Here is a 26,561-nt window from a genome sequence, read left to right on the forward strand (position 1 = left end):
ACGTTGACCCGCGGCTCGCGCGCGGCCGAGGGTGGAGCCCGTGCAAGGGGTTCTGAACGGGTTCGCGGTCATCGCCGTCGTCATCGGCGTCGGCTATCTCATCGGCCGCAAGGGGTATCTCGGCGACGGCGGCCGGGACGTCCTCACGAAACTGGCCTTCCATGTGGCGACGCCGGCGCTGCTGTTCACGATGCTGGCGCGGGCCGACCTGTCCGTGATCCTCTCCCCGAGCCTCCTGGTCACGGCCCTGTCGACGCTGGCCGTCGCGGGGGTCTTCGTGTCGGTGGCGGTCGTACGCGGCTGGGGAGTGGGCCGCACGACGATCGGCGCGCTGTGCTCGTCGTACGTGAACTCGGGGAACCTGGGCATCCCCATCGCCGTGTACGTCCTCGGGAACGCCTCGCTGGTCGCTCCCGTGCTCCTGTTCCAGCAGATCGTGGTGACGCCGGTCGCGCTGACGATCCTGGATCTGGCGGAGGCGTCGGGGACACGGCAGTCGTGGTGGCGGCGGGTGCTCACGCCGCTGCGGAACCCGATCGCGATCGGGGCGCTCTCGGGAGTCGTGGTGTCGGCGACGGGGTGGACGGTGCCGGCGCCCGTCTTCGACCCGCTGAAACTCATCGCGAACATGTCGGTGCCGATGATCCTCATCGCGTTCGGGATCTCGCTGTGCGGGAGTGCGTGGCCGGGCGGGCCTGGGAAGGACCGGGTGCCGGTGCTGCTGTCCTCGGTGCTGAAGTCCGTCGGGCAGCCTGCCGTGTCGTGGGCGCTGGCGTCCTTCGTGTTCGGCCTGAGCGGGGCGCGGCTCCTGGACGTCGTCGTGACCTCGGCGCTCCCGGCGGCCCAGAACCTGTTCACGTACGCCAGCCGCTACGGGGTGGGCGAGAGGCTCGCCCGGGAGTCGATCCTGCTGTCGACGATGGGGTCGGTGCCGGTGCTAGTGGTGGTGGCGGCGCTGCTGGGCTGAGGCGTCAGGGCGTGGGGAATTCGCCGGTGTCGATCGTGAGGTCGAAGGGAGCGGGGAGCTGGAGAGGTTCCCCGAACTTCACGGTGCTCAGCGTCCGGTACACGTCTCCGGTGGGGTCGCCGTAGAGCGTGGACACGGGGCCTTGCCGCGACCAGCGGTCGACCAGCAGATAGAAGGGGATGCCCGCGGCGGCGTACGCGGCGCACTTGCTGATGCGGTCGTTCCGCGCGTTGGACTTCGAGGTGATCTCGACGACGAGCTCGGCCAGGGCGGCCGGGATGTGCGAGTCCGACTCCACGTCGTCCTGCCGGGGCGCCACGAGAATGTCCGGGATCAGCATCCCCAGACGGGACGGGACGGAAAGGGCGAGCGTCTGGAAGACCTCCCAGTCATCCGGAATCACGGAGTTCAGGCGCCGGTGGATGCGCGCTGCGATCACGTTGTGCTGGTACGCGGGTGAAGGTGACACGGTGATGGTCCCGTCGATGATCTCCACCTTGCTGCCCTCAGGCCATTCCATCTCCTCCCAGAACCGGACCAGTTCGTCCCAGCTCTGCTCGGGGTCATGGCGGACGGTGAGTGCGCTCATGGCGGTCTCCTTATCGGTGCGTCACCGATACCAGCATGCCGAACGGGACCGGCGGCGGTCCACCGATCCCGTTCACCCGAAAGAGGAAAGCGCAGGTCAGGCGATACGTTCCAGCACGATCGGCGCCGCCGTGAAGGGAGTGTCGACGGGGGCGATGTCGTAGGAACCCGTGAGCGCCTCCAGGGCGTAGGCGAAGCGCTCGGGGGTGTCCGTGTGGAGGGTCATCAGGGCCTGGCCCGCGAAGACGGAGTCGCCGGGCTTGGCGTGGAGTTCGACACCGGCGGCGGCCTGCACCGGGTCCTCCTTGCGGGCGCGCCCCGCACCGAGCCGCCAGGCGGCCAGGCCGACGCCCATCGCGTCGAGACGGGTCAGCACGCCGGGCTCCGCGGCCGTGACCACGTGCGTCTCCCGGGCCGTCGGCAGCGGGGCCAGCGGATCGCCGCCCTGCGCCGCGATCATGCCGCGCCACGCGTCCATCGCCGAGCCGTCCGCGAGCGCCTTCGCCGGGTCCGCGTCCTTCAGGCCCGCCGCGTCGAGCATCTCGCGGGCCAGCGCGAGGGTCAGTTCGACGACGTCGGCGGGGCCGCCGCCGGCCAGGACCTCCACCGATTCCCGTACTTCGAGCGCGTTGCCCGCGGTCAGGCCGAGCGGGGTGTTCATGTCGGTGAGCAGGGCGACGGTGGGCAGCCCGTGGTCGGCACCCAGGCCCACCATCGTGCGGGCCAGTTCGCGGGCCGCGCCGAGCTCCTTCATGAAGGCGCCGGAGCCCACCTTCACGTCGAGGACCAGCGAGCCGGTGCCCTCGGCGATCTTCTTGGACATGATCGAGGAGGCGATGAGCGGGATGCACTCGACGGTCGCGGTGACGTCGCGCAGGGCGTAGAGCTTCTTGTCCGCGGGGGCGAGGCCGCTGCCGGGGGCGCAGACGACGGCGCCGACGTCCTCCAGGGTGCGCATCATCTGGGCGTTGGTGAGGTTCGCGCGCCAGCCGGGGATCGCCTCCAGCTTGTCGAGCGTGCCGCCGGTGTGGCCGAGGCCGCGCCCGGACAGCTGCGGCACGGCGGCTCCGCACGCGGCGACCAGCGGGGCGAGCGGCAGGGTGATCTTGTCGCCGACGCCGCCGGTGGAGTGCTTGTCGGCCGTGGGCCGGGACAGCGCGGAGAAGTCCATGCGCTCGCCGGAGGCGATCATCGCGGCGGTCCAGCGGGCGATCTCCGCGCGGTCCATCCCGTTCAGGAAGATCGCCATGGCCAGGGCCGACATCTGCTCGTCGGCGACCTCGCCGCGCGTGTAGGCGTCGACCACCCAGTCGATCTGCTCGTCGCTCAGACGGCCCCGGTCCCGCTTCGTACGGATGACGGAGATGACGTCCATGGCTTTCCTGCCTTCCAGCAACCGGCTCTGCTTGCGTGGGACGACCGACTCTACGCGCATAGAACCGGTCGGAGAAAGAGGGCCCCGCCAACTCGCCGGGGCCCTGGGGGTGTTGCTCAGTCCTGCCCGCGCCCGAGGTTCTCGGGCCCGAACGCGTCCGGCAGCAGTTCGGCGAGCGGCCGCACTCCGGACGCGGTCTCCAGGAGGAGGTCCTTGCCGCCGAACTCGTAGAGGAGCTGGCGGCAGCGGCCGCACGGCATGAGGATCTCGCCCTTGCCGTCGACGCACGTGAAGTGGGTCAGGCGGCCGCCGCCGGTGAGCCGGAGCTGGGAGACGAGCCCGCACTCGGCGCACAGGCCGATGCCGTACGAGGCGTTCTCCACGTTGCAGCCGGTCACCGTGCGGCCGTCGTCGACGAGCGCCGCCGCGCCGACCGGGAAGCCCGAGTACGGGGCGTACGCGTGGGACATGGCCTCGCGCGCGGCCGCGCGCAGGGCCTCCCAGTCGGTCACGTCGGCGCCGGTCACTTGCCCTGGCCCTTCCGGTACGGCTGTCCGTTCGCCTTCGGCATGCGCAGGCGCTGGGCCGAGAGGGCGAGGACGAGCATGGTCAGGACGTACGGCATGGCCGTGGCGACCTGGCTGGGGACGGAGTCCGTGGTGGCGTACCAGAAGAACAGCAGCACGGAGACGGCGAGCGTGACGACCGCGCCGGTGATCTTCTTCTTCCAGATCAGCCAGGCCACGGCGAACAGCGCGAGGACGGCGATCAGGAGCAGCAGCGCGTGCGTGTTCTCGGTGCCGCCGCGGACCTTGAGGGTGTCGCTGTAGCCGAACAGACCGGCGCCGAGGGCGAGGCCGCCCGGCATCCAGTTGCCGAAGATCATGGCGGCGAGGCCGATGTAGCCGCGGCCGCCGGTCTGGCCCTCCAGGTAGTAGTTGGAGGAGACCTCGGAGAGGAACGCGCCGCCGAGGCCGGCCAGCGCGCCCGAGATGATCACGGCGAGGTACTTGTACTTGATGACGTTGACGCCGAGGGACTCGGCGGCGACCGGGTTCTCGCCGCAGGAGCGCAGGCGCAGGCCGAACGAGGTGCGCCACAGCACCCACCAGGACACGGGCACGAGGGCGACGGCGATGACGGTCAGCCAGGACACACCGGTCATGATGCCGCCGAGCAGGCCCGCGACGTCGGATATGAGGAAGTAGCCCTGCTTGTTGAGGTCGGCCAGCGCGTCGGCGAGGCCGGGCACGGTGAACTCGCCGAGGCTCGGGACCGCCGGGGACTGCCGGGAGGTGGCGCCGTCCATGCCGTCGTAGACGAGGACGGACAGGTAGCGGGTGGCGCCGAGGGCCAGGATGTTGATGGCCACACCGGAGACGATGTGGTTCACGTTGAAGGTGACGGTGGCGAGCGCGTGCACGAGGCCGCCGAGCGCGCCGCCGATCAGGGCGGCGACGACGCCGACCCAGGGGCCCCACTGGTAGCCGGCCCAGGCGCCGAACCAGGTGCCGAGGATGAGCATGCCCTCGAGGCCGATGTTGACCACGCCGGCGCGCTCGGCCCACAGGCCGCCGAGTCCGGCGAGGCCGATCGGCACGGCGAGGCGCAGCGCGGTGGACATCTGGCTGACGGAGGTGAGGCCGTTCGCGTCGGTGATCAGGCGGACCGCCGAGACCAGGCAGAGCAGCCCGGCGACGATCAGCATCAGGACGGGAAGGCTGAGCTTGCGCCGGGCCGCCGGGGCGGCGGCAGGCGTCTTGTCGAGTGCGGGAGCCGTGCTCATCGGGCCGCCACCTCCTTCTTCGTGTCGTTGTTGTCGTCGCTGTCGTCGGGGCCCGCGGTGGCGAGGACGTGGCCCGCGGCGAGTTCGGCGCCGACCCTGCTCTGCTGGCGGCGGGTGCCCCAGACGCGGACGGACTCGTAGGAGACGACCACGGCGATGACGATGAGGCCCTGCATGATCGTGGCGATCTCGGAGCTGTAGCCCTGCAGGTCCAGCGGGTCGGCGGCGTTGAACAGCCACGACAGCAGGAGCGAGGCGAGGGCCATGCCGGCCGGGCTGTTGCGGCCGAGCAGCGCGACGGTGATCGCGTTGAAGCCGAGCGAGGCCGGGAAGGAGTCGGAGAAGGTGTGCGTCGAGCCGAGCAGCGTGGGCAGGCCCGCGAGGCCCGCGACCGCGCCGGACAGCAGCATCGCGGTGAGCACCATCTTCTTGGCGGAGACGCCGGAGGCGGCGGCCGCGGACTCGGAGGCACCGGAGGCGCGCAGGTCGAAGCCGAAGCGGGTGCGGTTGAGCATCACCCAGTAGACGATGCCGAGGAGCACGGCGACGACGACGAAGCCGTAGACGGTGCCGACGGTGTCGCCGAGGTTGATGCCGGGGAACCAGCCGGCCTTGTCCATCTCGCCGGTCGTGCGGTTGTTGCCGACGGCGACGCCGAACGCGTCCTCGAGGGTGAGGTAGGCGATGACGGACGCCGCGATCGAGTTGAGCATGATCGTGGAGACGACCTCGCTGACGCCGCGGGTCACCTTGAGGACGCCGGCGATGCCGGCCCACAGGGCGCCGGTGACGGCGGCCGACAGGATCAGCAGCGGGATCTGGAGGAAGGCCGGGAAGGCGATGTGCGCGCCGACGATGGCGGCGACACAGGCGGCGAGCCGGTACTGGCCCTCGACGCCGATGTTGAAGAGGTTCATCCGGAAGCCGATGGCGACCGCGAGCGCGCCGATGTAGAGGCCGGCGGCGTCATTGATGATGAGGACCTGGACGTCGGAGAACGTCGCCTGCTCGAACATGATCGAGAACGGCTCGACCGGGTTCTCGCCGGAGGCGAGCAGCACGAGCGAGGTCAGGGCGAACGCGACGACCAGCGCGATCACGGGACCGGCGGCCGCGAGCAGGATCCGCTCGGAGTCCCAGCGCTTGGGGTTGTTCATGGTCAGGCACCGTCTTCCGTGTGCTCCAGGTGGCCCGAGGCGGCACCGGTCATGGCGGATCCCAGCTCTTCCGGGGTGATGGAGGCCGGGTCGGCGTCGGCGACCAGGCGGCCGTCGTAGATGACCCGGAGGGTGTCGGACAGGCCGATCAGCTCGTCGAGGTCGGCCGAGATGAGCAGCACGGCCAGACCCTCGCGGCGGGCCTCGCGGATCTGGTCCCAGATCTGCGCCTGCGCGCCGACGTCCACGCCGCGGGTGGGGTGGGCGGCGATCAGGAACTTGGGGGCGTGGCTCATCTCGCGGCCGACGATCAGCTTCTGCTGGTTGCCGCCGGACAGGGAGGCGGCCGTGACGTCGATGCCGGGCGTGCGGACGTCGTACTCCTTGACGATCCGCGTCGTGTCGGCCTGGGCGGCCTTCGGGTCGAGCCACATGCCCTTGGAGTTGGGGGCCTCGGTGACGTGGCCGAGGATGCGGTTCTCCCACAGGGGCGCGTCCAGGAGCAGGCCGTGGCGGTGCCGGTCCTCGGGGATGTAGCCGATGCCGGACTCGCGGCGCTTGCGGGTGGCCCAGGAGGTGATGTCGTCGCCGAGGAGGGTGACGGTGCCGCTGTCGGCCTGGGTGAGGCCGATCAGGGTCTCGATGAGCTCGGTCTGGCCGTTGCCCTCGACGCCCGCGAGGCCGAGCACCTCACCGGCGTGGATGGTGAAGGTGATGCCGTCGAGGAGCGGCTTGCCGCCGCCGGGGGCGCACAGGCGCAGGTCGTCGGCCTGGAGCACGGGGCGGTCGGTGACCGTGGAGTCGGCGGTCTCCGGCGTGGGGAGCTCGCTGCCGACCATCAGCTCGGCGAGCTGCTTGGGGGTCGTCTCGGCGGGGACGGCGGTGCCGACCGTGGTGCCGCGCCGGATGACGGTGATCTCGTCGGCGACGGAGAGGACCTCGCCGAGCTTGTGCGAGATGAAGATGACCGACAGGCCCTCCGCCTTGAGCTCGCGCAGGTTGTCGAAGAGCGCGTCGACCTCCTGCGGGACGAGGACGGCGGTCGGCTCGTCGAGGATCAGGGTGGTGGCGCCGCGGTAGAGGACCTTGAGGATCTCGACGCGCTGGCGGTCGGCGACGCCGAGGTCCTCGACGAGGACGTCGGGGCGGACGCCGAGGCCGTAGCGCTCGGATATCTCGAGGATCCTGCGGCGGGCCTTCGCGCCGATCCCGTACAGCTTCTCGCTGCCGAGGACGACGTTCTCGAGGACGGTGAGGTTGTCCGCGAGCATGAAGTGCTGGTGCACCATGCCGATGCCGCGGGCGATCGCGTCGGCGGGCGAGGAGTAGGAGACCTGCTCGCCGTGGATGGTGATGGTGCCCTCGTCCGGCTTCTGCATGCCGTAGAGGATCTTCATCAGCGTGGACTTGCCCGCGCCGTTCTCACCGACGAGGGCGTGCACGGTGCCCTTGCGGACGGTGAGGCAGATGTCGTGGTTGGCGACGACGCCGGGGAACCTCTTGGTGATGCCCTTGAGTTCTACGGCGACGGCGGTCGGCGGGGAGCTTGACGTGGCGATGGCGCACTCTCCTGGGAAAGGGGGCCGGCTACACGCGTAGCGCCCCAACATCGGTGTGCGAGAAGTGGGTTCGAGCGACTTCGAGCGATGTCGAGTGGGTCGAGTGTTCGGACTGCGATGACGAGCAGGATCGCACGAACGGGGTACGGGGCAGAAGCGCCCCGCACCCCGGTTGTGGCACCGCTTACTTGGCGGGCTTGAGGTCGACCTTGATGGAGCCGTCGACGATGCCGGCCTGGGCCTTCTTCAGGGCCGCCTGGAGCTTCGCGTCGCTCTTGAACGCCGGGTTGGAGTCGGCCAGGGAGACCTCGCCCGACTTCAGGTCACCGGTGATGACGCCGGTCTGCGGCTTGCCGTCCTTGACGGACTGCGCCAGGTTGAAGATCGCCTTGGCGACGTCCTTCGTGGCGGAGGTGATGATCGCGTCCTTGTACTTCGCCAGGGCCTTCTGGCCGTACTGGTCGGAGTCGACGCCGATGGCGAGCTTCTTGGCGCCGGCGGCGGCCTCGATCACGCCCTGACCGGACAGGCCGGCCGCGTGGTAGACGACGTCGGCACCGTCCTCGATCTGCTTCTCGGCGGCGGCCTTGCCGAGGTCCGGGGAGGCGAAGCCCTTGGCGGGGTCCTCGTCGAGGTACTGGACCTCGACCTTGACGCCCTTCTTGGTGTCCTTGACGCCCTGCTCGAAGCCGGCCTGGAACTTGTTGATCAGCGCGTTGTCGACGCCGCCGACGAAGCCGACCGTGTCGGACTTGGTCTTCAGGGCGGCGGTGACGCCGGCGAGGTAGGAGACCTCGTTCTCCTGGAAGACCAGGTCGGCGATGTTCTTCCCCTGGACCGAGGAGTCGTCGACGATGCCGAAGGTGACCTTCGGGTACTTCGCCGCGGCCTCCTTGACGGCCGGGGCGTAGGAGTAGCCGATGCCGACGATCGGGTTGTAGCCGGCCTTCGCCAGGTTCACCAGGCGGGCGGTCTTGTCGTCGTCGGACTCGCCGTCCTTGGGCTCCTGGTCGGCGACCTGGTAGCCGAACTCGCTCTTGGCCTGCTTCAGACCCTCGTAGGCGGCGTCGTTGAACGACTGGTCGCCCTTGCCGCCCACGTCGTAGGCGATGGCGAGGCCCTTCTCCTTGCCGCCTTCGGACTTGGCGGCGTCCGAGGACGTGCCGCCACAGGCGGCGAGGGCGAGGGCGAGAGAGGCGGTGGCGGTGCCTGCGACCGCTATGCGGGAAACCCGGCGCATTGAGAAGTGCTCCTTCGTACAAGCGCCGGGACAGCAGTGACCGACGCTGAGTTCGCCGCAGAGTAACGCGCGTAGACAAAACATAAAACCCCTAATGTCCAACCTGTTACCGGCCAGAAACGAGGCACGCGTCACACGCTCCGGAGGCCTTCGCGAACGCGAAGAAGGGCGGGCGCTGAAGGGATCAGCGCCCGCCCTTGACGTTGTACGTATGACGCGGCCCCCGCCGCGCCGGGGTCACTTCTTCGGCTTGGTGTCCACCTTGATCGTGCCGTCGACGATGCCCTGCTTGGCCTTGGCGACCGCGTCGGCGAGACCGGGGATGGTCTTGTACTGGGGGTTGGTCTCGGCCACGCCGACACCGTCGACCTTGAGGTCGAAGGTCTGCACGCCGCTGAGCGGCTTGCCGTCCTTCACCGACTTCGCCAGCGTGTAGACGGAGCCGCCGACCTCCTTGAGCGCGGAGGTGAGGATGTAGTCCTTGTACTTGTCGAGCGTCTTCTGCGCGTACTGGTCGGAGTCGACGCCGATGACCCACTTCTTCTGCTCGGCGGCCGCCTTGATCACGCCCTGACCGGACAGGCCGGCCGCGTGGTAGATCACGTCGGCGCCGTCCTCGAGCTGCTTGTCGGCGGCGGCCTCACCGAGGTCGGGGCTCGCGAAGCCCTTCGCGGGGTCCTCGTCGAGGTACTGGACCTCGACCTTGACGCCCTTCTTGGTGTCGGCGACGCCCTGCTCGAAGCCGGCCTGGAACTTGTTGATCAGCTCGTTGTCGACACCGCCGACGAAGCCCACGTGGTTCGACTTGGTCGCCTTGGCGGCGGCGACGCCGGCCAGGTACGAGGACTCGTTCTCGGCGAAGACCAGCGAGGCCACGTTGTCGCCCTCGACGACGGAGTCCACGATGCCGAAGGTCGTCTTCGGGAACTTCTTCGCGACGTCCTTCATGGCGGGGCCGTACGCGTAGCCGATGCCGACGACCGGGTTGTAGCCCGCCTTCGCCAGGTTGCTCAGGCGCTGGGCCTTGTCGTCGTCGGACTCGCCGTCCTTGGGCTCCTGGTCGGCCGTCTTGTAGCCGAACTCCTTCTGGGCCTTGACCAGGCCCTCGTAGGCGGAGTCGTTGAAGGACTGGTCGCCCTTGCCGCCCACGTCGTAGGCGATGGCCAGACCCAGGTTCTTGCCGGAGCCGCCGTCCTTGTTGTTCTCACTGCTGGTGCCGCCACACGCGGTGGCGGCGAGCGCCAGACCCGTGACACCTATCGCGATCTGCGTAAGCCGCGTTACTCGACGCATCAGGAAGTTCCCCAATCATCCAACACGCCTGGTGTGGCGCTCAGTTCGGCGCACGATAACGCGCGTAGAACCGCCGCGTAATGCCCTTGCCTGGGCCGTTATCGATTCGTGCCGCCCGCCGGTGACGGTGGGGTCCATCGTGGCGGCGAACGGTGACGAATCGGTCGCCGATCGGCCTCGGACGCGTCTCGCTCGGGGTGTCCGGGGCCGGTCGGGGTCAGGCCTGGGCGTCCAGGAGGGCGGCGGCCGTGAACAGCTCGACGCCGACCGTGATCGCGTCCTCGTCCGCGTCGAAGTCGCCCTGGTGCAGATCGCGGCTGGTCCGGTCGCCCGGGGCCTTCACGCCGAGCCGGGCCATCGCGCCCGGCACGTGCTCCAGGTACCAGGAGAAGTCCTCGCCGCCGAGGCTCTGCGTCGTGCCCTCCACGGCGTCCGCGCCGAGGCGGGCCGTCATCGCGTCGCGGAGCAGCTCGGTGACCGCCGGGTCGTTGACCACGGGCGGCACGCCGCGGATGTAGTCGACGACCGGCTTCGCCCGGTACAGCTCGGCGATCTCCTGGATCGCCCCGTGCACCAGGTCCGGGGCCGCCCGCCAGGACTCCAGGTCCAGGCAGCGGACCGTGCCGGACAGCTCGGCGTGCTGCGGGATCACGTTGCACGCGTGGCCCGTCTCCAGGCGGCCCCAGGTGACCGCGAGGCCCGAGCGGGCGTCGACGCGGCGGGCGACGACCGCGGGCACCTCGGTGGCGACCTTGGCGGCGGCCGTGACCAGGTCCGTCGTCAGGTGCGGCCGCGCGGTGTGCCCGCCGGGGCCGTCGAGCGTGACCTCCAGGCGGTCGCAGGCCGAGGTGATCGCGCCGGCCCGCAGCCCGATCCGGCCCGCGTCGACCTTCGGGTCGCAGTGGACGCCGATGATGCGGCGCACCCCGTCGAGCACCCCGCACTCGATCACGTCGGGGGCGCCGCCGGGCAGCACCTCCTCGGCGGGCTGGAAGATCAGCCGCACCGGGCGCGGGAGCCGGCCCCGCCGGTGCAGTTCGGCGAGGACGAGCCCCGCGCCGAGCACGACGGTGGTGTGCACGTCGTGGCCGCAGGCGTGGGCGCGGTCCGGGACCGTGGAACGGTACGCGCAGTCGGTCTTGGTGTCCGGGATGGGCAGCGCGTCGATGTCGGCCCGCAGCGCGAGCATCTCGCGGCCGCCCTCCCACTCCCCCGTCTCCGTGCCGGTGCCGATGTCACAGACGAGGCCGGTGCCGATGCCGAGCACCCGCGGTACGAGTCCGGCGCGCTCCAGGCGCGCCTTGATCGCCGCGGTGGTGCGGAACTCCTGATTGCCCAGCTCGGGGTGCATGTGCAAGTCGCGGCGGAACGCGATGAGTTCGGCACGGAGCTCTGCGGGCAGGGTGCCGGGGAGGGATGCGCCGGTGGCGGTCTCCCCGGGCTCGTCGGCCTCGGACTCTCGGGACATCAACTGGTTCACCCTCTGAAGGGTAGGGCGGTACAGGGGTCAACCAACGCGCGATCAACAAAAGTTCAGCCGGATTGGGGTAAGAAAAACCGTCGGAGTCCGCATGCTGATCACCCGGGGCGGGTATGACCTCTCTTTCTTCCACCAGTGTCGGCGAACTGTGGGCCGACGGCCACCGGCTGCCCGCCGGGGACGCGCTGCATCTGCCCGACGGCAGGTCGTACCGCGTCGGCCTCGATCCGTCGGTGCCCGCCGGGTTCCGGCTCCTGGAGCGCGTCCCGGTGTCGGCGGAAGAGGTCGCGTACGTCGACGGACTCGTCGAGGTGCGGCTAGAGGATGGCGGTGTGCTGTGGGGCGGCGAGGGTGATCACGGGTCGCAGGGGTTCGCGGCGCGGCTGACTGCGGGCGGGGCGCTCGTGTGGGCGCTGTTCCTGGAGGAGGCGAATCCGTTCACGCGGGTCGCCGTGGAGGGGCCGCAGGCCGTGTTCCGGTCGACGTCGGGGGTCGTGGTGCGCCTCGGCGTGGAGGGGCCGGGGTCGGTCCGAGTCAGACCGTGCGGACGCCGCGGGCCGATCCGGCGATGCCGCGGAGGAAGCCCTGGGCGTGGTCGGAGACGCCCTCGCTGAGCCAGCTCGGGTCGATCTCGCAGACCGCGACCTTGACGCCGGTGCCCTCCAGAGCGATCGGCAGGGTGTGCACGACCGTGGACGGGAAGCTGAGGATCGTGCCGCCGATGGGGCCGCGGCGGGCGATCAGTTCGAGGGGCAGGTCGGGGCGGACCACTTCGAGGCCGGTCTCGCCGGCGAGACGGTGCAGTTTGTCGGCGCTCTCGCGGCGGTGCGCGAAGTAGCGGGTGGCGCCGTGCGCGGCGGCGAGGCCGCCGACCGCCTGGAGGTAGCGGTCGAGGTCGACGACCCCGGTCTCGACCAGGGACGTGCCGACGAGGTCGGCGCCGCGGGTGATGCGGGGCGGGCCGAAGCGGGCCCGGGTCCACGCGTAGGCGTTGGTGGTGACGGTGACGCCGTCGGGCACCTCCTCGACGGGCATCGACGTGAACAGGGAGACGGTGGTGCGGCCGGGCGCAGGGGTGAGCCTGCGGCGGGCGGCGGCGGACACGGGGGCGAAGACGAGGTCGCGGGGGCCGGGGCGGCCGCCGCGCCGGTGCCACCGGACGAGCCGCTCGCCGCGGGCCAGTTGGGAGACGAACTCCATGGTGGCGGTGCCGTCGTCGACGACGACGAGGTCGCGGGACCTGCGGCCGCGGAACGAGTACAGCGTCAGCAGCAGCTGGACGTAGCGGGAGAACGGGTCGCCGATGACGACCCGGTCGGCGGCGCGCAGGGCGCCGGCGAGTCCGCCGATGGTCTGGAACGGGGCGGCGGGTCCGCCCCGCGCCTCCTCCCAGCGCACGGTGTGCCCGTCGGCGCGGGCGAGCTCGGCCATGCGCCGGAGCTGGCCGCGGGTCATCGGGTCCGTGGGCGAGAGGACCACGACGGTCGCCTCGGCTCCGGCCAGGTGCGCCCACTCCAGGACGTTGAGAAGCTGCACCGGGCTCTCGACGAAGCACAGCGTGCTGCTGAACGTACTGCTGCTGGACATGCGGCCCCCTCCTGAGGGACACCGAGACGGTCCGGCGCCCCGATAGGGGGCGCCGGACCGTCGGGGTGGTGAGGGTCAGACGCCGACCGGCTCGCCGGCGGCGTCGGCGATCTCCGACTCGGCGACGACGCCCGCGACGCGGCGCAGCTTCTTCATCGGGCCGAGCTCGGACTCGTAGACCTTCTTGACGCCGTCACCGAGGGAGGCCTCGATGGTGCGGATGTCGCGGACGAGGCGGGTGAGGCCCTGCGGCTCGACGGAGGCGGCCTGGTCGGAGCCCCACATGGCGCGGTCGAGGGTGATGTGGCGCTCGACGAAGGTGGCGCCGAGGGCGACGGCGGCCAGGGTGGTCTGGAGGCCGGTCTCGTGGCCGGAGTAGCCGATCGGGACGTTCGGGTACTCGGCCTGGAGGGTGTTGATGACGCGGAGGTTGAGCTCCTCGGCCTTGGCCGGGTACGTCGACGTGGCGTGGCAGAGCAGGATGTTGTCGGAGCCGAGGACCTCGACGGCGTGACGGATCTGCTTCGGCGTCGACATGCCGGTGGAGAGGATGACGGTGCGGCCGGTGGCGCGCAGGGCGCGCAGCAGCTCGTCGTCGGTCAGGGAGGCGGAGGCCACCTTGTGGGCGGGGACGTCGAACTTCTCCAGGAAGGCGACGGCCTCGGTGTCCCACGGGGAGGCGAACCAGTCGATCCCCTTCTTCTTGCAGTAGGTGTCGATCTGGCGGTACTCGTCCTCGCCGAACTCGACGCGGTGGCGGTAGTCGATGTACGTCATGCGGCCCCAGGGGGTGTCCCGCTCGATGTCCCACTGGTCGCGCGGGGTGCAGATCTCGGGGGTGCGCTTCTGGAACTTGACGGCGTCGCAGCCGGCTTCGGCGGCGGCGTCGATCAGCTTGAACGCGTTCTCCAGGTCGCCGTTGTGGTTGATGCCGATCTCGCCGGTGACGTACACGGGGCGGCCGGGGCCCGCGGTGCGCGAACCGAAGGTGCGGAGGCGGGAGTTGTCAGCAGACATGTGGGTCACACGTTCCTTACTTGTTTTCGAGGGGTTCGAGAGAGTCGCGAGAGGTGAGGGAGGGGCCGAGGATCCAGCCGGCGATCTCCCGGATCGCGCCTTCGCCACCGGGGAGGGTGGTGACCGCGCGTGCGGCGCCGCGCACGACGTCGTGGGCGCTCGCGACCGCCACGGGCCAGCCGGCGACGGCGAAGCTCGGGAGGTCGTTGACGTCGTTGCCGACGTAGAGCACGCGCTCCGGCGCGATGCCCTGTTCCTCGCACCACTGCTTGAGCGCGAGGTCCTTGCGGTCGATGCCGTGCAGGACCGGGATCTTGAGCTTCCGGGCCCGGGCGGCGACGACCGGGTTCACTTCCGTGGACAGGATCAGCATGTGGAGGCCGCTCCTGCGGAGGGCCGCGATGCCGAGTCCGTCACCGCGGTGCACGGTGACGAACTCCCGTCCGTCGGCGTCGATCAGCACCTTGTCGTCGGTCTGGGTGCCGTCGAAGTCGAGGACGACCGCGTCGACGTCCTCCCGGGTGGGGAGGGTGCGTGCCGCGGTGTCGAAGAGGGGGGCCAGCGCGCGGGCGCGGGCGAGGTCGTGCGGGTCGTCGATCTCCAGGACCCGGGCGGGGTCGGTGCGGACGAGTTCCGTACGGCCGAAGAAGCGGTGTTCGTGGCGGCGGAAGCCGCGGGCGTCCATGGCGTAGACGGCGCCGGTCTCCAGGAGGTCCTGGGGGCGGTCCTGGCGGCGGGGCCGGAAGGACTTGTCGTGGTTGACGCCGTGGCCGCCGGGTTCCTGCCCGCTGTCCGCCGTCCCCTCGCGCCACACGAAGCCGTGGAACGGGGCGACGGTCAGGGCGCTGTCGGCGCCCTCCTCGACGACGGCGCGGACGACGCCGTCGATGTCCTCGCGGACCAGGAAGGGGCTCGTGCACTGGACGAGGAGGACGACGTCGACGGACGCGCCCTGGAGCCCTTCGTGGGTGTCCATGGCGTGCAGCACGGCGGCCTCGGAGGTGGCCGTGTCGCCGGCGATGGCGGCGGGCCGGGTGACGACCTCGGCGCCGGCCTCCCGGGCGGCGGCGGCGATGGCCGCGTCGTCCGTGGAGACGACCACGTCGGTGACGTACCGGGTGGCGAGGCACTCGCGCACGGCGCGGGTCACGAGGGGGACACCGCCGACCGGGGCGAGGTTCTTGGCGGGCACCCCCTTGGATCCGCCGCGGGCGGGGATCACCGCGAGCACGCGGCGTACGGGAGCGGCGGTGCCGGCGTCGGGGTCGGTCATCTGCGCTTCTCCTTCGGGCAGTCGGGGGCGGTCGGAGCGGTCTTCGGGGGCGGTCACAGTTCGCCCATCCGGCGGATCACGGGGGCGACGCGCTGGACTCCGTGGCGGTAGGCGCCCCGGGCGGCGCGGCGCACGACCCGGCGCACGGCCGAGGGGTCGCGGTCGCCGGCCGGGGCGCCGGGCAGCGGGCTGCCGTCGGGCGCGAGGTGGTGGCGGGCGAGGATCCGCGGCAGGTAGCCGGGGGCCGTGGTGGGGCTGTAGTAGGGCTCCAGGGGCGGCCGGTCGGCGGCGAGCAGCGTCTCGACCCTGGCGCGGGCGCCGTCGAAGGCCTGCCCGTACGTGCCGTCGGCCGCGACGCCCTGCCGGGCGACCCAGTCGGGGTCGGGGGCGGGCAGTTCGCCGGCGTCGATCCGGTCCCAGGACAGCAGGCAGCCGGAGCCGGTGAAGTGGTGGTTGCCGAGCGCCTCGCGCACGCCGAGGTCGGTGAGCAGCACGGTCGGGATCCGCCGGTGCAGCGCTTCGAGGGCGGCGGTGGAGCTGACCGTGACGAGCAGGTCGGTGTGGTCGAGGACCTCGCCCATGTTCCCGTACACGAGACGGACGTTGGGCGGGAGTTCGAGGCGCTGGGCGAGCTTCTGGTAGGGGGTCTCCTCGATGTGCGTGGTGTGTTCGCCGGGCTTGCTGCGCAGCTTGAGGAGCACCTCGCGGTCGGGGTGCGCCTTCGCGTGCCGCACGAGCCGTTCGAGGAGGTAGCGGCGGTCGGCGACGGTGTCCGGGACGGACGGCTGGGCGGCGAAGACCACGGTGTACGGGTCGTGCGGCTTGTCGTAGGGGGTGCCGCCGAGGAAGGGCAGCGCGCACTCGGTGACGGAGCCGGCGTCGGCGCCCACGCCCTCGTACACGGCGCGGAACCGGTCCGCGTCGTAGGCCGAGTTGGCGAGGACGACGTCCGCGCCGTGGCGCAGCAGCAGACCGTCGGCGAGCTTCTCGTAGACGACGCCGACGTAGCCGGTGACGACGACGGGCCGGCGGGTCACGCCGCGCCAGGCGTGGGCGAGTCCGTGCAGTACGGCCTGGACGGCTCCGCCCACGAGGGCGAGGACGACCACGTCGTACTCTTCGGGTGCGCGTTCCATCTCGCGCAGGAACTCGACCGCGGTGACCTCGCGCAGCCGGTCGGCGCGCACGCCGACCTCGGTGAGCTGGCGGGGGGTGGGGGTCGCTCGGCCGCGCAGCAGAAACCCGTCGAGGGCGACGTCTTCGCTGCGGAGCCGGGCCGCGGTCAGGGCACCCCATTTCCATCGGGTGTCGGAGTCCGCGAGCACGGCGACCCGGGGGGTCTTCTCGTTCCTTGCTGGCACGTCGAGAAAGTTAGGAAGGCATTTCGAGCCGCGGCCCAACCGGAGTGCAACAAACGGTTAACAGCGCACCGACGAATGGGGAATCGGCCCGGGATTCGGGCCGCGCCAGGGCTGGTTCACGGTCCCGCCACACGTCGTTCACCTGGCATCAAGGTGACGGTCAAGACGAATGCCGGGCGGGCCGCCTAACGTCACGGACGTGGTCAAGCTCTCCGTCATCGTGCCGTTCTACAACGTGCAGCAATACGCGCCAGACACGCTCCGAAGTCTGCGCGCCAACGCACGTGAAGACTTCGAATTCATTCTCGTCGACGACTGTTCCAGGGACGAGACCCCGGACATTCTCGCGCGCGCCGAGCGCGAGCTGCCGGGCGCGGTCGTCGTCAGACACGAGACGAACGGGGGACTCGCCACCGCGCGCAACACCGGCCTGGACCGGGCGCGCGGCGAGTACCTGACGTTCCTGGACGGGGACGACTGGCTCGCGCCCGGGTACTACGGGCAACTGGTGGCCGCGATAGAGGGCCTGGGCTGCGATTTCGTGCGCACGGACCATGTCCAGTGCACGGCGCGGGCGCGGTCGGTGCACCGGGTGCCGCACGGGCTGCGCGACGTCGTCATGGACCCGCGCGAGGCGATCCTGCCGGCGGACCGCTCGACGTCCGTCGACTACGCGTACGCGTGGGCCGGGATCTATCACCGCAGGCTGGCCGACCAGGGGCTGCTGCACTTCACGGACGGGCTGCGCACGGCGGAGGACCGGCCGTGGATCTGGCGGCTGCACCGCGAGGCGAAATCCTTCGCGGCCGTCGGACTTCTCGGCGTCTTCTACCGGCGCGGGGTCGCCTCTTCACTGACCCAGATCGGTGACGTACGACAACTCGATTTCATTCGCGCATTCGACCAGGTCGTACGGGAAACCGCGCAGGACCGCGACGCCGACCGGCTTCTTCCGAAAGCGGTGCGCACTTATTGCGCCATCATTTCCCATCATCTGGGATCCATCGAAAGGTTCGAACCGCCCGTGGCGCGGAAATTGAAGTCACTCAGCGCGGCGGCGCTCAAGCGCATGCCGCAGCAGGTGCTGGACGACGCGCTCGACTCGATGGACGTCCAGCGGGCGACCCGGCTGCGCCGCCTGCGCCGCCGCCCCGTCAGTGCGGAGGCCGCCGCGTGACCACCCGCATCCTCCTCGCCTCCACGCTGTACGGCACGGCCACGCTGGCGGCGGCGCTCGACGCCGAGGCGTTCACGCCCGTCGACCGCACGATCCTCCTCGTCGCCAACAACGCGGCGACGCCCGAGACGACGCCGTCGGTCGACGTGATGCCGGGCTTCGAGCGGCTGCGCGACCGGTTCGACGACGTGCTGTCGTGGAACGAGGCGATCGCCCCGTTCCACCCCGGCGGCTGGGCGCCGCGCCCGGACGATCTCCCCCTGTGGGAGCGCTACTTGAGGCTCCTGTGGAACCTGGGCGACGACGACGTCGAGCTCGCCGTCGAGTCGATCCAGGTGAACCCGGCCATGGCCGTCGCACAGATCTTCACCGGCGCGCCCGTCGACGTGTACGCGGACGGCCTGATGAGCTACGGCCCGACCCGCAACAAGATCGACCCGCTGGTCGGCACCCGGGTGCGCCGGCTGCTCCATCTGGACCTGGTGCCGGGGCTGCGGCCGCTGCTGCTCACCGAGTTCGGCGTCCCGCCGGAGATCGTCCCGACGGAGGCCTTCGTCAAGGTCCTCGCCGAACTCGGCGACACGGCCGACGCGTTGCCCGAGGTCCCCGGCGAACCGGCCCTGCTGCTCGGCCAGTACCTCTCCGCGCTCGACATCCTGAGCGCGGAGGAGGAAGAGGAGCTGCACGTCCGGATGATGCGCGGGGCCGTCGAACTCGGCCACCGCAGCATCGTGTTCAAGCCGCACCCGACGGCTCCGGCCCGCTGGTCGCGCACGCTGGAGAAGGAGGCGGAGGCGCTCGGCGTCGAGCTCACCGTCCTCGACACCCCGGTCCTCGCCGAGGTCCTCTACCAGCGCACCCGCCCGGCCCTCGTCGTCGGCTGCTTCTCGACGGCCCTGCTCACGGCCTCCGCCCTGTACGGGATCCCGGTCGCCCGGGTCGGCACCGAGACGCTGCTCGACCGGCTCGCCCCGTACCAGAACAGCAACCGCGTGCCCGTCACGATCGTCGACGCGCTGCTGCCCGAGCTGGGCGACCGCGCGGGCGTCGCCTCCCAGGAACAGGGCTTCTCCGTCTCCGAGTTGACGGAGCTGCTGCGGGCGGTGGGCTTCGCGATGCAGGCGAAGATCTACCCGGACCTGCGCCCGGCCGCCGAGCGCTACCTGTCCGCGCATCTGAACGCGCACACCTGGCGGTACTTCAAGCGCCGTCGGCTGACCTCGCTCGGCCTGCCCGGGGCCGTCCCGACCCAGCTCGCCTTCATCCCGCGCAACGCCGCGGTGCGCCGGGTGGCGCGGCGGGCCCGATCCTTCAAGCGAGCAGCACTCGGATGACCGTCACCGGCACGACCGCAGCCTCCGCCATACCCGTCCCGGACGGGGTGGACACCGGCCCGCCGCCACCGGCCGCCCCGCGTGCCGTGCCGCGCCTGTACGCCCTCGACGGGCTGCGGCTCGTCGCCGCGCTGATGGTCGCGGCCTACCACTACGGCGGGCGGGGCGGCGAGGTGTCCCGGGCCTGGGGCAGCTCACCGGCCGAGCAGTTCCCCTCGCTGCACGGCTGGTTCGCGTACGGCTGTCTCGGGGTGCAGATCTTCTTCGTCATCAGCGGGTTCGTGATCTGCATGAGCGGCTGGGGCCGGCCGCTGCGCTCCTTCTTCGCCTCGCGCGCCTCCCGGCTGCTGCCGTCCTACTGGGTGGCGATCGTGCTGGTGACGGCGGTGTTCGCGCTGCCGGTCGTCGCCTACGAGGCCGTCGGGCCCAGCGACGCGCTGGTGAACCTGACCATGCTCCAGCAACCACTGGGCGTGGACCGGGTGCTCGGGGTGTGCTGGACACTGTGGGCGGAGGTCCGCTTCTACGCGCTGTTCGCCCTGTTCGTCGTCCTGCCCGGCGCCTCGCGCCACCGGGTGCTGCTGTTCTGCGCGGTGTGGACGATGGCTGCGGCGCTGGCCGACGCCGCGAACGAGCCGCTGCTCGAACTCGTCCTGATGCCGGAGTACGCGCCGTTCTTCATCGGCGGCATCGGCCTGTACCTGGTGCACCGGGACCGGCGTGACGTCACCGCGTGGGGCGTCGTCGCGGTCGGCTGGCTCGTCGGGCAGCACTACGCGGTGGCCGGCCTGTGGCACGCCCCGAACCCGGCCTTCTTCTCCTACCGCCACACCTCGGTGATCATCGCGGTCGTCACCCTCGGCTTCGCCGCGGTGGCCGCGGTCGCGCTCGGCCGGCCCCGCTGGGCGAACTGGCGGTGGCTGACGGTCGCGGGCGCACTGACCTACCCGTTCTACCTGGTCCACGAACACCTGGGCTGGGTGACGATCGGCTTCCTCCACCAGCGCGTGGGCCTGCCGTCCTGGGCCACGTTCGCGGGCACGATCGCGGCGATGCTGACCCTGGCGTGGCTGCTCAACCGGTACGTGGAGGAGTGGGCCACACCGCGGCTGCGGAGGGCGCTGGCGCGGCGGGGGTGATCCGCCGCCACCCGCTTCTGTGCGCGGCGAGCCCTTCCCGTCCCGATCTCGAGGACGGGAAGGGCTCGATCAGTTCGCGCCGCCGTCTGCGTAGCGGGCCTCGATGCCCGCCACGATCAGGGACAGGCCCTCCTCGAACCGCTCGTCGTAGGACGTGAAGAGCTGTCTGCCGGCGGCGGCCGCGAGGGGGAACTCGGCCAGGCGCTCGGCACGTTCGTCCACGTCGTAGCCCTCGCGGCGCTCGCCGGGCAGCGGCTGCACGCCCTGCTCCTCGGTGACGAAGCCCAGCGTGTACAGGTATGCGGTCGTGCTCGCCCACGCCGCCTGCTCCGGGGTGAAGCCCGCGTCGACGAACACCCGCAGGTTCGCCTCCATCTGCGCGCCGTGCTCCGTGCCGGTGAACCGCGAACCGCTGAAGACCTTGGCGCCGTCGCGGTAGCGCAGGAGCGTGGCGCGCAGCCGGCGGTTCCCCTCGCGCAGCCGGTCCTGCCAGGAGAGGCCCGCCGGCGGGTGCGCCACGGCGCCCGGGGCGAGCGTGGTCCCGACCTCCGTCATGCGCCGGAACATCACCGTCGCCATCTCGTCGAGCAGCGCCTGCTTGTTCTTGAAGTGCCAGTACAGGGCGGGCGCCTGCACGTTCAGCTCCTTGGCGATGGCGCGGAGCGTCAGGCCCTCCAGGCCGACGTCGTTCAGCAGGTCCAGGGCCGTGTCGGCCACCTGCGCCTTGTCGAGTCTCGTCTTTTTCTGCTCAGCCACGCTTGACAGTTTAACGCCGTTAAGTCCATGCTTGACGTACGGAACTTAACGGCGTTAAGGAGCGGGGTGCGGGGGCATGACCGAGGTACTGATCGTGGGAGCGGGGCCGACCGGGCTGGTGCTGGCGGCGGACCTGGCCCGGCGCGGGGTGCGGGCGCTGCTGGTGGAGCGGGCGCGGGGCCTGTTCCCCGGCTCGCGCGGCAAGGGGCTGCAGCCGAGGACCCAGGAGGTCCTGTACGACCTGGGGGTGCTGGACGTGATCCGCGCGGCGGGGTCGGAGTACCCGAGGATGCGGGTCTGGGAGGGCGCCGAGCCCGGCGCCGAGTGGGACATGGTCGAGCGCGCGGAGCCGACGGAATCGGCGCCGTGGGCGAACGTGTGGCTGATCCCGCAGACCCGCACGCAGCGGGTGCTGTACGACCGGCTGCGGGAACTGGGCGGCGAGGTGCGCTTCGGCGCGGAGCTGACGGGCCTCGACCAGGACCAGGCGGGGGTGACCGCGCGGTTCGCGGACGGCTCGTCGGTGCGGGCGGCGTACGTCGTCGCGGCGGACGGCGGGCGTTCCACGGTGCGCAGGGCGCTGGGCATCGGCATGTCGGGCGAGACGGTGGACCCGAAGCCGATGCTGGTGGCGGACGTACGGGTGACCCGGGACGCCCCGCTCCCCGGCACGCACTGGCACGTCTGGCCGAAGGCCCCGGGCGGGGGCGTGGCGTTCTGCCCGCTGCCGCCGGAGACCGGGGAGGACGGACGGGACGGCGAGGAGAGTGGAGACGGCGGGCGGGTGTTCCAGCTGGCGGCGCAGTTCGCGGACGAGTCGGCGGTGCCGGACACCTCGGCGCAGGGCGTCACCCGGCTCCTCGTCGACCGGACGCCGCTGCGCGAGGAGCACATCGCGGAGGTGCTCTGGGCCTCGGGCTTCCGGGCACGCGCGGCGATGGCCGACCGCTTCCGGCAGGGCCGCGTCTTCCTGGCCGGCGACGCGGCGCACGTCCACTCCCCCGCGGGCGGCCAGGGGCTGAACACGAGCGTCCAGGACGCGTACAACCTGGGGTGGAAGCTCGCCGCCGTGCTGTCCGGTGCTCCGGCCCGGCTGCTCGACACGTACGAGGAGGAGCGGATGCCCGTCGCGGCGGACATCCTCGGGATCAGCACCCGCATCCACCGCGCGGGCGCCGCCGGCAGACCGACGCAGCGCGGCGCCGAGGTGCGGCAGCTCGGCATCGGGTACCGGGACGGCACGCTCAGCCGGGAGACCCGCACCGGCACGGCCGGCTCCGCACTGCGCGCCGGGGACCGGGCGCCGGACGGGCACCCGGGCGGCACCCGCCTCTTCGACCTGTTCCGCGGCCCGCACTGGACGCTGCTCGCGTTCGGCACTCCGGACCGGGACGCGGACATCGCCGCGTTCGGGAGCCCGGCGATACGGACGGCGCGGCTGCCGGAGTACGAGGCGTACGGGCGCGGGGTGTTCCTGGTGCGGCCCGACGGCTACGTGGCCTGGGCGGGCGAATCCGCCGAGGGGCTCGGGGCGTACCTGTCCGAGCTGGGGCTCGGCGCGGGCCCCGCTCCGGTCCCGGCCACCGGGCCCTCGCCGACTCCGGCTCCCGCCGCCTAGGCGCTGGCCAGGGACAGCTTCACGGCGAAGCCGAGGAAGAGGACGCCGGCCGCGGAGGTCGCGCCGGCCGACAGCCGCTTGCGCCGCCGGAACGCGGCGGCGAGGCGGGTGCCGCTGAAGATCAGGGCCGACAGGTAGAGCACGCTGGCGGCCTGCGCGAAGGCACCGAGGATCACGAAGGAGAGGGCGGGATACGCGTAGGAGGGGTCGACGAACTGCACGAAGAAAGCGATGAAGAACAGGATCGCCTTCGGGTTCAGCAGGCTGATGACGAACGCCCTGCGGAAGGGCCGCTCCTGGGCCTCCGGCACCTCGTCCGCGCCGGTCTCGGCGGCGAGCCGCTCACGACGGGTGCGCCACATGGCCCAGGCCGCGCGGAGCATCCCGACGGCGAGCCAGGTCAGATAGCCGGCGCCCGCGTACTTCACGATGCCGAACAGCACGGCGTTCGCCTGGAGCAGGGAGGCCACGCCCGCGGCGGACAGCGTCATCAGCACGGTGTCCCCGCACCAGACGCCGGCGGCGGCCTTGTAGCCGGTGCGTATGCCCTTGCGAGCGGCGACGGAGAGCACGTACAGCGAGTTCGGCCCCGGGAGGAGGACGATGAGGACGAGGCCCGCGAGATAGGTCGGCAGATCGATGACACCCAGCATGGCCGGAGTGTCGCACGCCCCTACGAATTACCCCCAACCGATTCCGCATCCCGGACGGCGCGCCTTCGGTCGCCCTGGCCTTGGGCGGTCTGCGTCCCGGCCTCACCCGCCTGGGCGAGGCGGCAGCCCGGCGTCGGGTGCGCGGTTCGTCCGGCCTGGGCTGCGGCGCCGCCGCCGTAGGGGCCGAGCACCGTGGCCGGCTGCTGCGCCGTCGTGGTTGCTCGCGCAGTTCCCCGCGCCCCTGACGGGGCACATCTGCCCCGGCGCCCGCCAGGCAGGGACAATCGCAGCCACGCGGCAGAGCCGCACAACAACACAGCCCCGCCCCGGGCCCCGGCGAGGCGCAGGCGGTGGTGGGTTCAGAAGGCGTCGGACGGGACGTACGTGCCCCACACCTCGCGGAGCGCGTCGCATACCTCGCCGACGGTCGCGCGGGCGCGCAGGGCGTCCTTCATCGGGTAGAGGACGTTGTCGTCACCTCCGGCGGCCTTCTTCAGGGCGGCGAGTGCGGAGTCCACCGCTGCCTGGTCCCGCTCGGCGCGCAGCCGCGCGAGGCGTTCGGCCTGCTGGGCCTCGATCGCCGGGTCGACGCGGAGCGGCTCGTAGGGCTCCTCCTCGTCGAGCTGGAAGCGGTTGACCCCGACCACGACCCGCTCGCCCGAGTCGGTCTCCTGCGCGATCCGGTACGCGGAACGCTCGATCTCCGACTTCTGGAAACCGTGCTCGATCGCGCTCACCGCCCCGCCCAGGTCCTCGACCTTCCCCATGAGTTCGAGCGCGGCCGCCTCCACGTCGTCCGTCATCTTCTCGACCACATACGACCCGGCGAACGGGTCCACGGTGGCCGTCACGTCCGTCTCGTACGCCAGCACCTGCTGGGTCCGCAGCGCGAGCCGCGCCGACTTGTCCGTCGGCAGCGCGATCGCCTCGTCGAAGGAGTTCGTGTGGAGGGACTGGGTGCCGCCCAGTACGGCGGCCAGGCCCTGCACCGCGACCCGCACCAGGTTCACCTCCGGCTGCTGCGCGGTCAGCTGCACCCCGGCCGTCTGCGTGTGGAAGCGCAGCATCAGCGACTTGGGGTTCTCCGCACCGAACTCCTCCTTCATCACCCGCGCCCAGATCCGCCGGGCCGCCCGGAACTTGGCGACCTCCTCCAGGATCGTCGTGCGGGCCACGAAGAAGAACGACAGGCGCGGGGCGAAGTCGTCCACGTCCATGCCCGCCGCCACGGCCGTGCGCACGTACTCGATGCCGTCCGCGAGCGTGAACGCGATCTCCTGCGCGGGCGAGGCCCCCGCCTCCGCCATGTGGTAGCCGGAGATCGAGATGGTGTTCCACTTCGGGATCTCGGCCCGGCAGTACTTGAAGATGTCCGCGATCAGCCGCAGCGACGGCTTCGGCGGGAAGATGTAGGTGCCGCGGGCGATGTACTCCTTCAGCACGTCGTTCTGGATCGTGCCCGTCAGCCGGTCCGCCGGCACCCCCTGCTCCTCCGCCACCAGCTGATACAGCAGGAGGAGAAGCGAGGCGGGAGCGTTGATCGTCATCGACGTGGAGACCTTGTCCAGCGGAATCCCGTCGAACAGCACCCGCATGTCGTCGATCGAGTCGATCGCCACACCCACCTTGCCGACCTCACCCGACGCGATCGGCGCGTCCGAGTCGTGCCCCATCTGCGTCGGCAGGTCGAAGGCGACCGACAGACCCATCGTCCCGTTCGCGATGAGCTGCTTGTAGCGGGCGTTGGACTCGGTGGCCGTACCGAAACCCGCGTACTGGCGCATGGTCCACGGCCGGCCCGTGTACATCGACGGGTACACACCCCGCGTGAACGGATAGGCGCCGGGCTCCCCCAGCTTGCTGTCCGGGTCCCAGCCGTCCAGCGCGGCCGGGCCGTACACCGGCTCGATGGGCAGTCCGGACTCGGATTCGCGCGCCATGGTGGTGCCTCCAGCGGTGTGACGGACCGTGCTAGCCGACCTTCGCGACGGACTGTAGCGGCGGGCCTGCGGGGAGTGGAGGGGCCCACGCTGGGACCTTGCTCACAGACTCGCACGGGCCGTGTGACGCTGCCTCCGCGCCGCGTTCGCAACCATTTACGCTCGGGCAGCATCTGTGCAGACAAGAGAGAACGGCGCGACGGGCGGGGGACGCCATGCGGACAGCTGTCACAAGGAATTCCATCCGGGCCACACTGTCGGTCGCCGGCGTGCTGGCGCTGGTCGGCGGGTGCACGGCGCAGGCCGTGCAGACCGACGGGCACGCGAAGCCCCCCGGCACCACGGCCACCGGCACCACTCCGGGCGCCGCCTCCTCCGGCCCGGCCTCGCCGAAGCCGGCCGCGAAGTCCTCCGCGCCGGAGGCCGCCGCGTCCGACGACGCCAAGCCCTCCGCCTCGCCGACACCCGCGCCCAGGACCCTGTACAAGCCGGGCGACCAGGGCAAGGGCGTGCGGGAGCTGCAGGCCCGGCTGCGTCAGGTGGCCTGGCTGTTCGAGGGGCCGACGGGCACGTACGGGCCGGCGACGACCCGGGCCGTCAAGGGTTTCCAGGGCAAGCGCGGCCTGCCCCGGACCGGCACGACGGACTCGGTGACCTGGGAGCGGCTGCTGAAGATGACGCACACGCCGACCCGCGACGAGCTGTACGCGGCGGGCGGGCAGCCGGCGGCGAAGCCGGATCCGCGCTGCATGACGGGCCGCGTGATGTGCATCAGCAAGACCAGCCGGACCCTGACCTGGATGATCGACGGCAAGCGGCTGATGACGACGGACGTGCGCTTCGGCTCGCAGTACACGCCGACCCGCGAGGGCGTCTTCCACGTGGACTTCAAGTCCCGGCACCACGTCTCGACGATCTACCACACGCCCATGCCGTACGCGATGTTCTTCAGCGGCGGCCAGGCCGTGCACTACTCGTCGGACTTCGCGGCCCGCGGCTACGCGGGAGCCTCGCACGGCTGTGTGAACGTGCGGGACGAGGCGAAGATCGCGTCCCTCTTCGACCAGGTCCGCACCGGCGACAAAGTCGTCGTCTACTGGTGAGCCCCGCACTCGGGGGCTGAGGCGGAAGAGAGGAGAGGGCGTGGGTGGGACCGGGGGAACGTGTCCCACCCACCCCCGTGGCACAAAGCCCCACGGTCGGGGGGAAACCCCGCGGCTGCTCGCGCCCGTGAACCGTAGGGACTATCAGTAAATCGCCC

Annotated in this window: 22 protein-coding genes; 6 read left to right on the forward strand and 16 right to left on the reverse strand. The window is 71.3% G+C overall.

The features are described 5' to 3' along the window. Nucleotides 1-40 precede the first annotated feature (40 nt). Nucleotides 41-967 (forward strand): AEC family transporter, encoded by a 927-nt coding sequence (locus tag ACFW9D_RS19680; RefSeq protein WP_384623407.1) that lies wholly within the window; start codon nt 41-43, stop codon nt 965-967. Nucleotides 968-971: 4 nt separating this feature from the next. On the opposite strand, the gene ACFW9D_RS19685 is transcribed toward ACFW9D_RS19680, so the two are convergent. The 13 genes from ACFW9D_RS19685 to ACFW9D_RS19745 all read right to left on the reverse strand — a co-directional run bounded on the left by ACFW9D_RS19685 (nt 972) and on the right by ACFW9D_RS19745 (nt 16,683). Next, nucleotides 972-1,556: a Uma2 family endonuclease gene (locus ACFW9D_RS19685; protein WP_384623408.1), complete on the reverse strand. Its 585-nt coding sequence runs from the start codon at nt 1,554-1,556 to the stop codon at nt 972-974. A 96-nt stretch (nt 1,557-1,652) separates the two neighbouring features. Further along, on the reverse strand, nt 1,653-2,930 hold the full coding sequence (locus ACFW9D_RS19690) for a thymidine phosphorylase (RefSeq protein WP_384623410.1): 1,278 nt from the start codon (nt 2,928-2,930) through the stop codon (nt 1,653-1,655). Nucleotides 2,931-3,046: 116 nt separating this feature from the next. Then, a complete protein-coding gene (locus tag ACFW9D_RS19695) occupies nt 3,047-3,457 on the reverse strand; it encodes a cytidine deaminase (protein WP_384623412.1) in 411 nt (136 codons plus the stop codon). After that, the gene (locus tag ACFW9D_RS19700; RefSeq protein WP_384623413.1) at nt 3,454-4,716 is read right to left on the reverse strand and encodes an ABC transporter permease; all 1,263 of its coding nucleotides are present in this window, start codon (nt 4,714-4,716) and stop codon (nt 3,454-3,456) included. The genes ACFW9D_RS19695 and ACFW9D_RS19700 overlap by 4 nt, the downstream gene beginning before the upstream one ends. Beyond that, entirely contained in the window at nt 4,713-5,873 is a 1,161-nt protein-coding gene (locus tag ACFW9D_RS19705) for an ABC transporter permease (RefSeq protein WP_188337226.1), read from the reverse strand. Before ACFW9D_RS19705 ends, ACFW9D_RS19700 begins: the two co-directional genes overlap by 4 nt. A gap of 2 nt (nt 5,874-5,875) precedes the next feature. After that, entirely contained in the window at nt 5,876-7,483 is a 1,608-nt protein-coding gene (locus tag ACFW9D_RS19710; RefSeq protein WP_223205975.1) for an ABC transporter ATP-binding protein, read from the reverse strand. A 133-nt stretch (nt 7,484-7,616) separates the two neighbouring features. Further along, nucleotides 7,617-8,672 carry a BMP family protein gene (locus ACFW9D_RS19715; protein WP_188337227.1) on the reverse strand — a complete coding sequence of 352 codons (1,056 nt, stop codon included), beginning with the start codon at nt 8,670-8,672 and terminating at the stop codon, nt 7,617-7,619. A gap of 237 nt (nt 8,673-8,909) precedes the next feature. Then, nucleotides 8,910-9,965, reverse strand: a complete 1,056-nt coding sequence (locus ACFW9D_RS19720; RefSeq protein ID WP_188337228.1) for a BMP family protein — start codon at nt 9,963-9,965, stop codon at nt 8,910-8,912. 217 nt (nt 9,966-10,182) lie between these two features. Beyond that, on the reverse strand, nt 10,183-11,433 hold the full coding sequence (locus tag ACFW9D_RS19725; RefSeq protein WP_384623439.1) for a M20 family metallopeptidase: 1,251 nt from the start codon (nt 11,431-11,433) through the stop codon (nt 10,183-10,185). A gap of 546 nt (nt 11,434-11,979) precedes the next feature. After that, complete coding sequence (locus tag ACFW9D_RS19730) at nt 11,980-13,032, reverse strand: hypothetical protein (RefSeq protein WP_384623417.1); 1,053 nt, start codon at nt 13,030-13,032, stop codon at nt 11,980-11,982. A 75-nt stretch (nt 13,033-13,107) separates the two neighbouring features. After that, nucleotides 13,108-14,049, reverse strand: a complete 942-nt coding sequence (locus ACFW9D_RS19735) for an N-acetylneuraminate synthase family protein (protein WP_188337231.1) — start codon at nt 14,047-14,049, stop codon at nt 13,108-13,110. Between the two features lie 16 nt (nt 14,050-14,065). Then, nucleotides 14,066-15,322: a cytidylyltransferase domain-containing protein gene (locus ACFW9D_RS19740; RefSeq protein ID WP_384623419.1), complete on the reverse strand. Its 1,257-nt coding sequence runs from the start codon at nt 15,320-15,322 to the stop codon at nt 14,066-14,068. Between the two features lie 53 nt (nt 15,323-15,375). Beyond that, a complete protein-coding gene (locus ACFW9D_RS19745; protein ID WP_384623421.1) occupies nt 15,376-16,683 on the reverse strand; it encodes a DUF6716 putative glycosyltransferase in 1,308 nt (435 codons plus the stop codon). Nucleotides 16,684-16,882: 199 nt separating this feature from the next. On the opposite strand from ACFW9D_RS19745, the gene ACFW9D_RS19750 reads away from it, so the two are divergent. Genes ACFW9D_RS19750 through ACFW9D_RS19760 form a run of 3 tightly spaced genes read left to right on the forward strand, consistent with a single transcriptional unit; the run spans nt 16,883 to nt 20,333 of the window. Next, nucleotides 16,883-17,860, forward strand: coding sequence for a glycosyltransferase family 2 protein (locus ACFW9D_RS19750; protein ID WP_384623423.1), 978 nt, complete (start codon nt 16,883-16,885; stop codon nt 17,858-17,860). Beyond that, complete coding sequence (locus tag ACFW9D_RS19755) at nt 17,857-19,194, forward strand: polysialyltransferase family glycosyltransferase (protein WP_384623425.1); 1,338 nt, start codon at nt 17,857-17,859, stop codon at nt 19,192-19,194. The genes ACFW9D_RS19750 and ACFW9D_RS19755 overlap by 4 nt, the downstream gene beginning before the upstream one ends. Continuing rightward, nucleotides 19,191-20,333, forward strand: a complete 1,143-nt coding sequence (locus ACFW9D_RS19760; RefSeq protein ID WP_188337236.1) for an acyltransferase — start codon at nt 19,191-19,193, stop codon at nt 20,331-20,333. Before ACFW9D_RS19755 ends, ACFW9D_RS19760 begins: the two co-directional genes overlap by 4 nt. Before the next feature lie 69 nt (nt 20,334-20,402). On the opposite strand, the gene ACFW9D_RS19765 is transcribed toward ACFW9D_RS19760, so the two are convergent. Continuing rightward, nucleotides 20,403-21,089 (reverse strand): TetR/AcrR family transcriptional regulator C-terminal domain-containing protein, encoded by a 687-nt coding sequence (locus ACFW9D_RS19765; RefSeq protein WP_384623427.1) that lies wholly within the window; start codon nt 21,087-21,089, stop codon nt 20,403-20,405. A 76-nt stretch (nt 21,090-21,165) separates the two neighbouring features. Between ACFW9D_RS19765 and ACFW9D_RS19770 the strand changes: the two genes are divergently transcribed. Then, nucleotides 21,166-22,707: an FAD-dependent monooxygenase gene (locus ACFW9D_RS19770; protein WP_384623429.1), complete on the forward strand. Its 1,542-nt coding sequence runs from the start codon at nt 21,166-21,168 to the stop codon at nt 22,705-22,707. Here the strand turns inward: ACFW9D_RS19770 and leuE are convergent. Together leuE and ACFW9D_RS19780 are read right to left on the reverse strand one after the other, a co-directional pair. Then, nucleotides 22,704-23,360, reverse strand: a complete 657-nt coding sequence (gene leuE / locus ACFW9D_RS19775) for a leucine efflux protein LeuE (protein ID WP_384623431.1) — start codon at nt 23,358-23,360, stop codon at nt 22,704-22,706. The genes ACFW9D_RS19770 and leuE overlap by 4 nt on opposite strands. Nucleotides 23,361-23,719: 359 nt before the next feature. After that, entirely contained in the window at nt 23,720-25,300 is a 1,581-nt protein-coding gene (locus ACFW9D_RS19780; protein ID WP_384623433.1) for a methylmalonyl-CoA mutase, read from the reverse strand. Between the two features lie 215 nt (nt 25,301-25,515). On the opposite strand from ACFW9D_RS19780, the gene ACFW9D_RS19785 reads away from it, so the two are divergent. Further along, nucleotides 25,516-26,403 (forward strand): L,D-transpeptidase family protein, encoded by an 888-nt coding sequence (locus ACFW9D_RS19785; RefSeq protein WP_384623435.1) that lies wholly within the window; start codon nt 25,516-25,518, stop codon nt 26,401-26,403. Nucleotides 26,404-26,561: the final 158 nt, after the last annotated feature.

This window comes from Streptomyces sp. NPDC059524, from assembly GCF_042749255.1.
GTDB classification, from domain to species: domain Bacteria; phylum Actinomycetota; class Actinomycetes; order Streptomycetales; family Streptomycetaceae; genus Streptomyces; species Streptomyces xanthii.

What these genes read in the sequence shown, in the direction of transcription:
- ACFW9D_RS19685 (WP_384623408.1), bottom strand. Translation starts at nt 1,556, where the DNA reads ATGAGCGCACTCACCGTCCGCCATGACCCCGAGCAGAGCTGGGACGAA.
- ACFW9D_RS19690 (WP_384623410.1), bottom strand. Translation starts at nt 2,930, where the DNA reads ATGGACGTCATCTCCGTCATCCGTACGAAGCGGGACCGGGGCCGTCTG.
- ACFW9D_RS19700 (WP_384623413.1), bottom strand. Translation starts at nt 4,716, where the DNA reads ATGAGCACGGCTCCCGCACTCGACAAGACGCCTGCCGCCGCCCCGGCG.
- ACFW9D_RS19705 (WP_188337226.1), bottom strand. Translation starts at nt 5,873, where the DNA reads ATGAACAACCCCAAGCGCTGGGACTCCGAGCGGATCCTGCTCGCGGCC.
- ACFW9D_RS19710 (WP_223205975.1), bottom strand. Translation starts at nt 7,483, where the DNA reads ATGTTGGGGCGCTACGCGTGTAGCCGGCCCCCTTTCCCAGGAGAGTGC.
- ACFW9D_RS19715 (WP_188337227.1), bottom strand. Translation starts at nt 8,672, where the DNA reads ATGCGCCGGGTTTCCCGCATAGCGGTCGCAGGCACCGCCACCGCCTCT.
- ACFW9D_RS19720 (WP_188337228.1), bottom strand. Translation starts at nt 9,965, where the DNA reads ATGCGTCGAGTAACGCGGCTTACGCAGATCGCGATAGGTGTCACGGGT.
- ACFW9D_RS19725 (WP_384623439.1), bottom strand. Translation starts at nt 11,433, where the DNA reads ATGTCCCGAGAGTCCGAGGCCGACGAGCCCGGGGAGACCGCCACCGGC.
- ACFW9D_RS19730 (WP_384623417.1), bottom strand. Translation starts at nt 13,032, where the DNA reads ATGTCCAGCAGCAGTACGTTCAGCAGCACGCTGTGCTTCGTCGAGAGC.
- ACFW9D_RS19735 (WP_188337231.1), bottom strand. Translation starts at nt 14,049, where the DNA reads ATGTCTGCTGACAACTCCCGCCTCCGCACCTTCGGTTCGCGCACCGCG.
- ACFW9D_RS19740 (WP_384623419.1), bottom strand. Translation starts at nt 15,322, where the DNA reads ATGACCGACCCCGACGCCGGCACCGCCGCTCCCGTACGCCGCGTGCTC.
- ACFW9D_RS19760 (WP_188337236.1), top strand. Translation starts at nt 19,191, where the DNA reads ATGACCGTCACCGGCACGACCGCAGCCTCCGCCATACCCGTCCCGGAC.
- ACFW9D_RS19770 (WP_384623429.1), top strand. Translation starts at nt 21,166, where the DNA reads ATGACCGAGGTACTGATCGTGGGAGCGGGGCCGACCGGGCTGGTGCTG.
- leuE (WP_384623431.1), bottom strand. Translation starts at nt 23,360, where the DNA reads ATGCTGGGTGTCATCGATCTGCCGACCTATCTCGCGGGCCTCGTCCTC.
- ACFW9D_RS19780 (WP_384623433.1), bottom strand. Translation starts at nt 25,300, where the DNA reads ATGGCGCGCGAATCCGAGTCCGGACTGCCCATCGAGCCGGTGTACGGC.
- ACFW9D_RS19785 (WP_384623435.1), top strand. Translation starts at nt 25,516, where the DNA reads ATGCGGACAGCTGTCACAAGGAATTCCATCCGGGCCACACTGTCGGTC.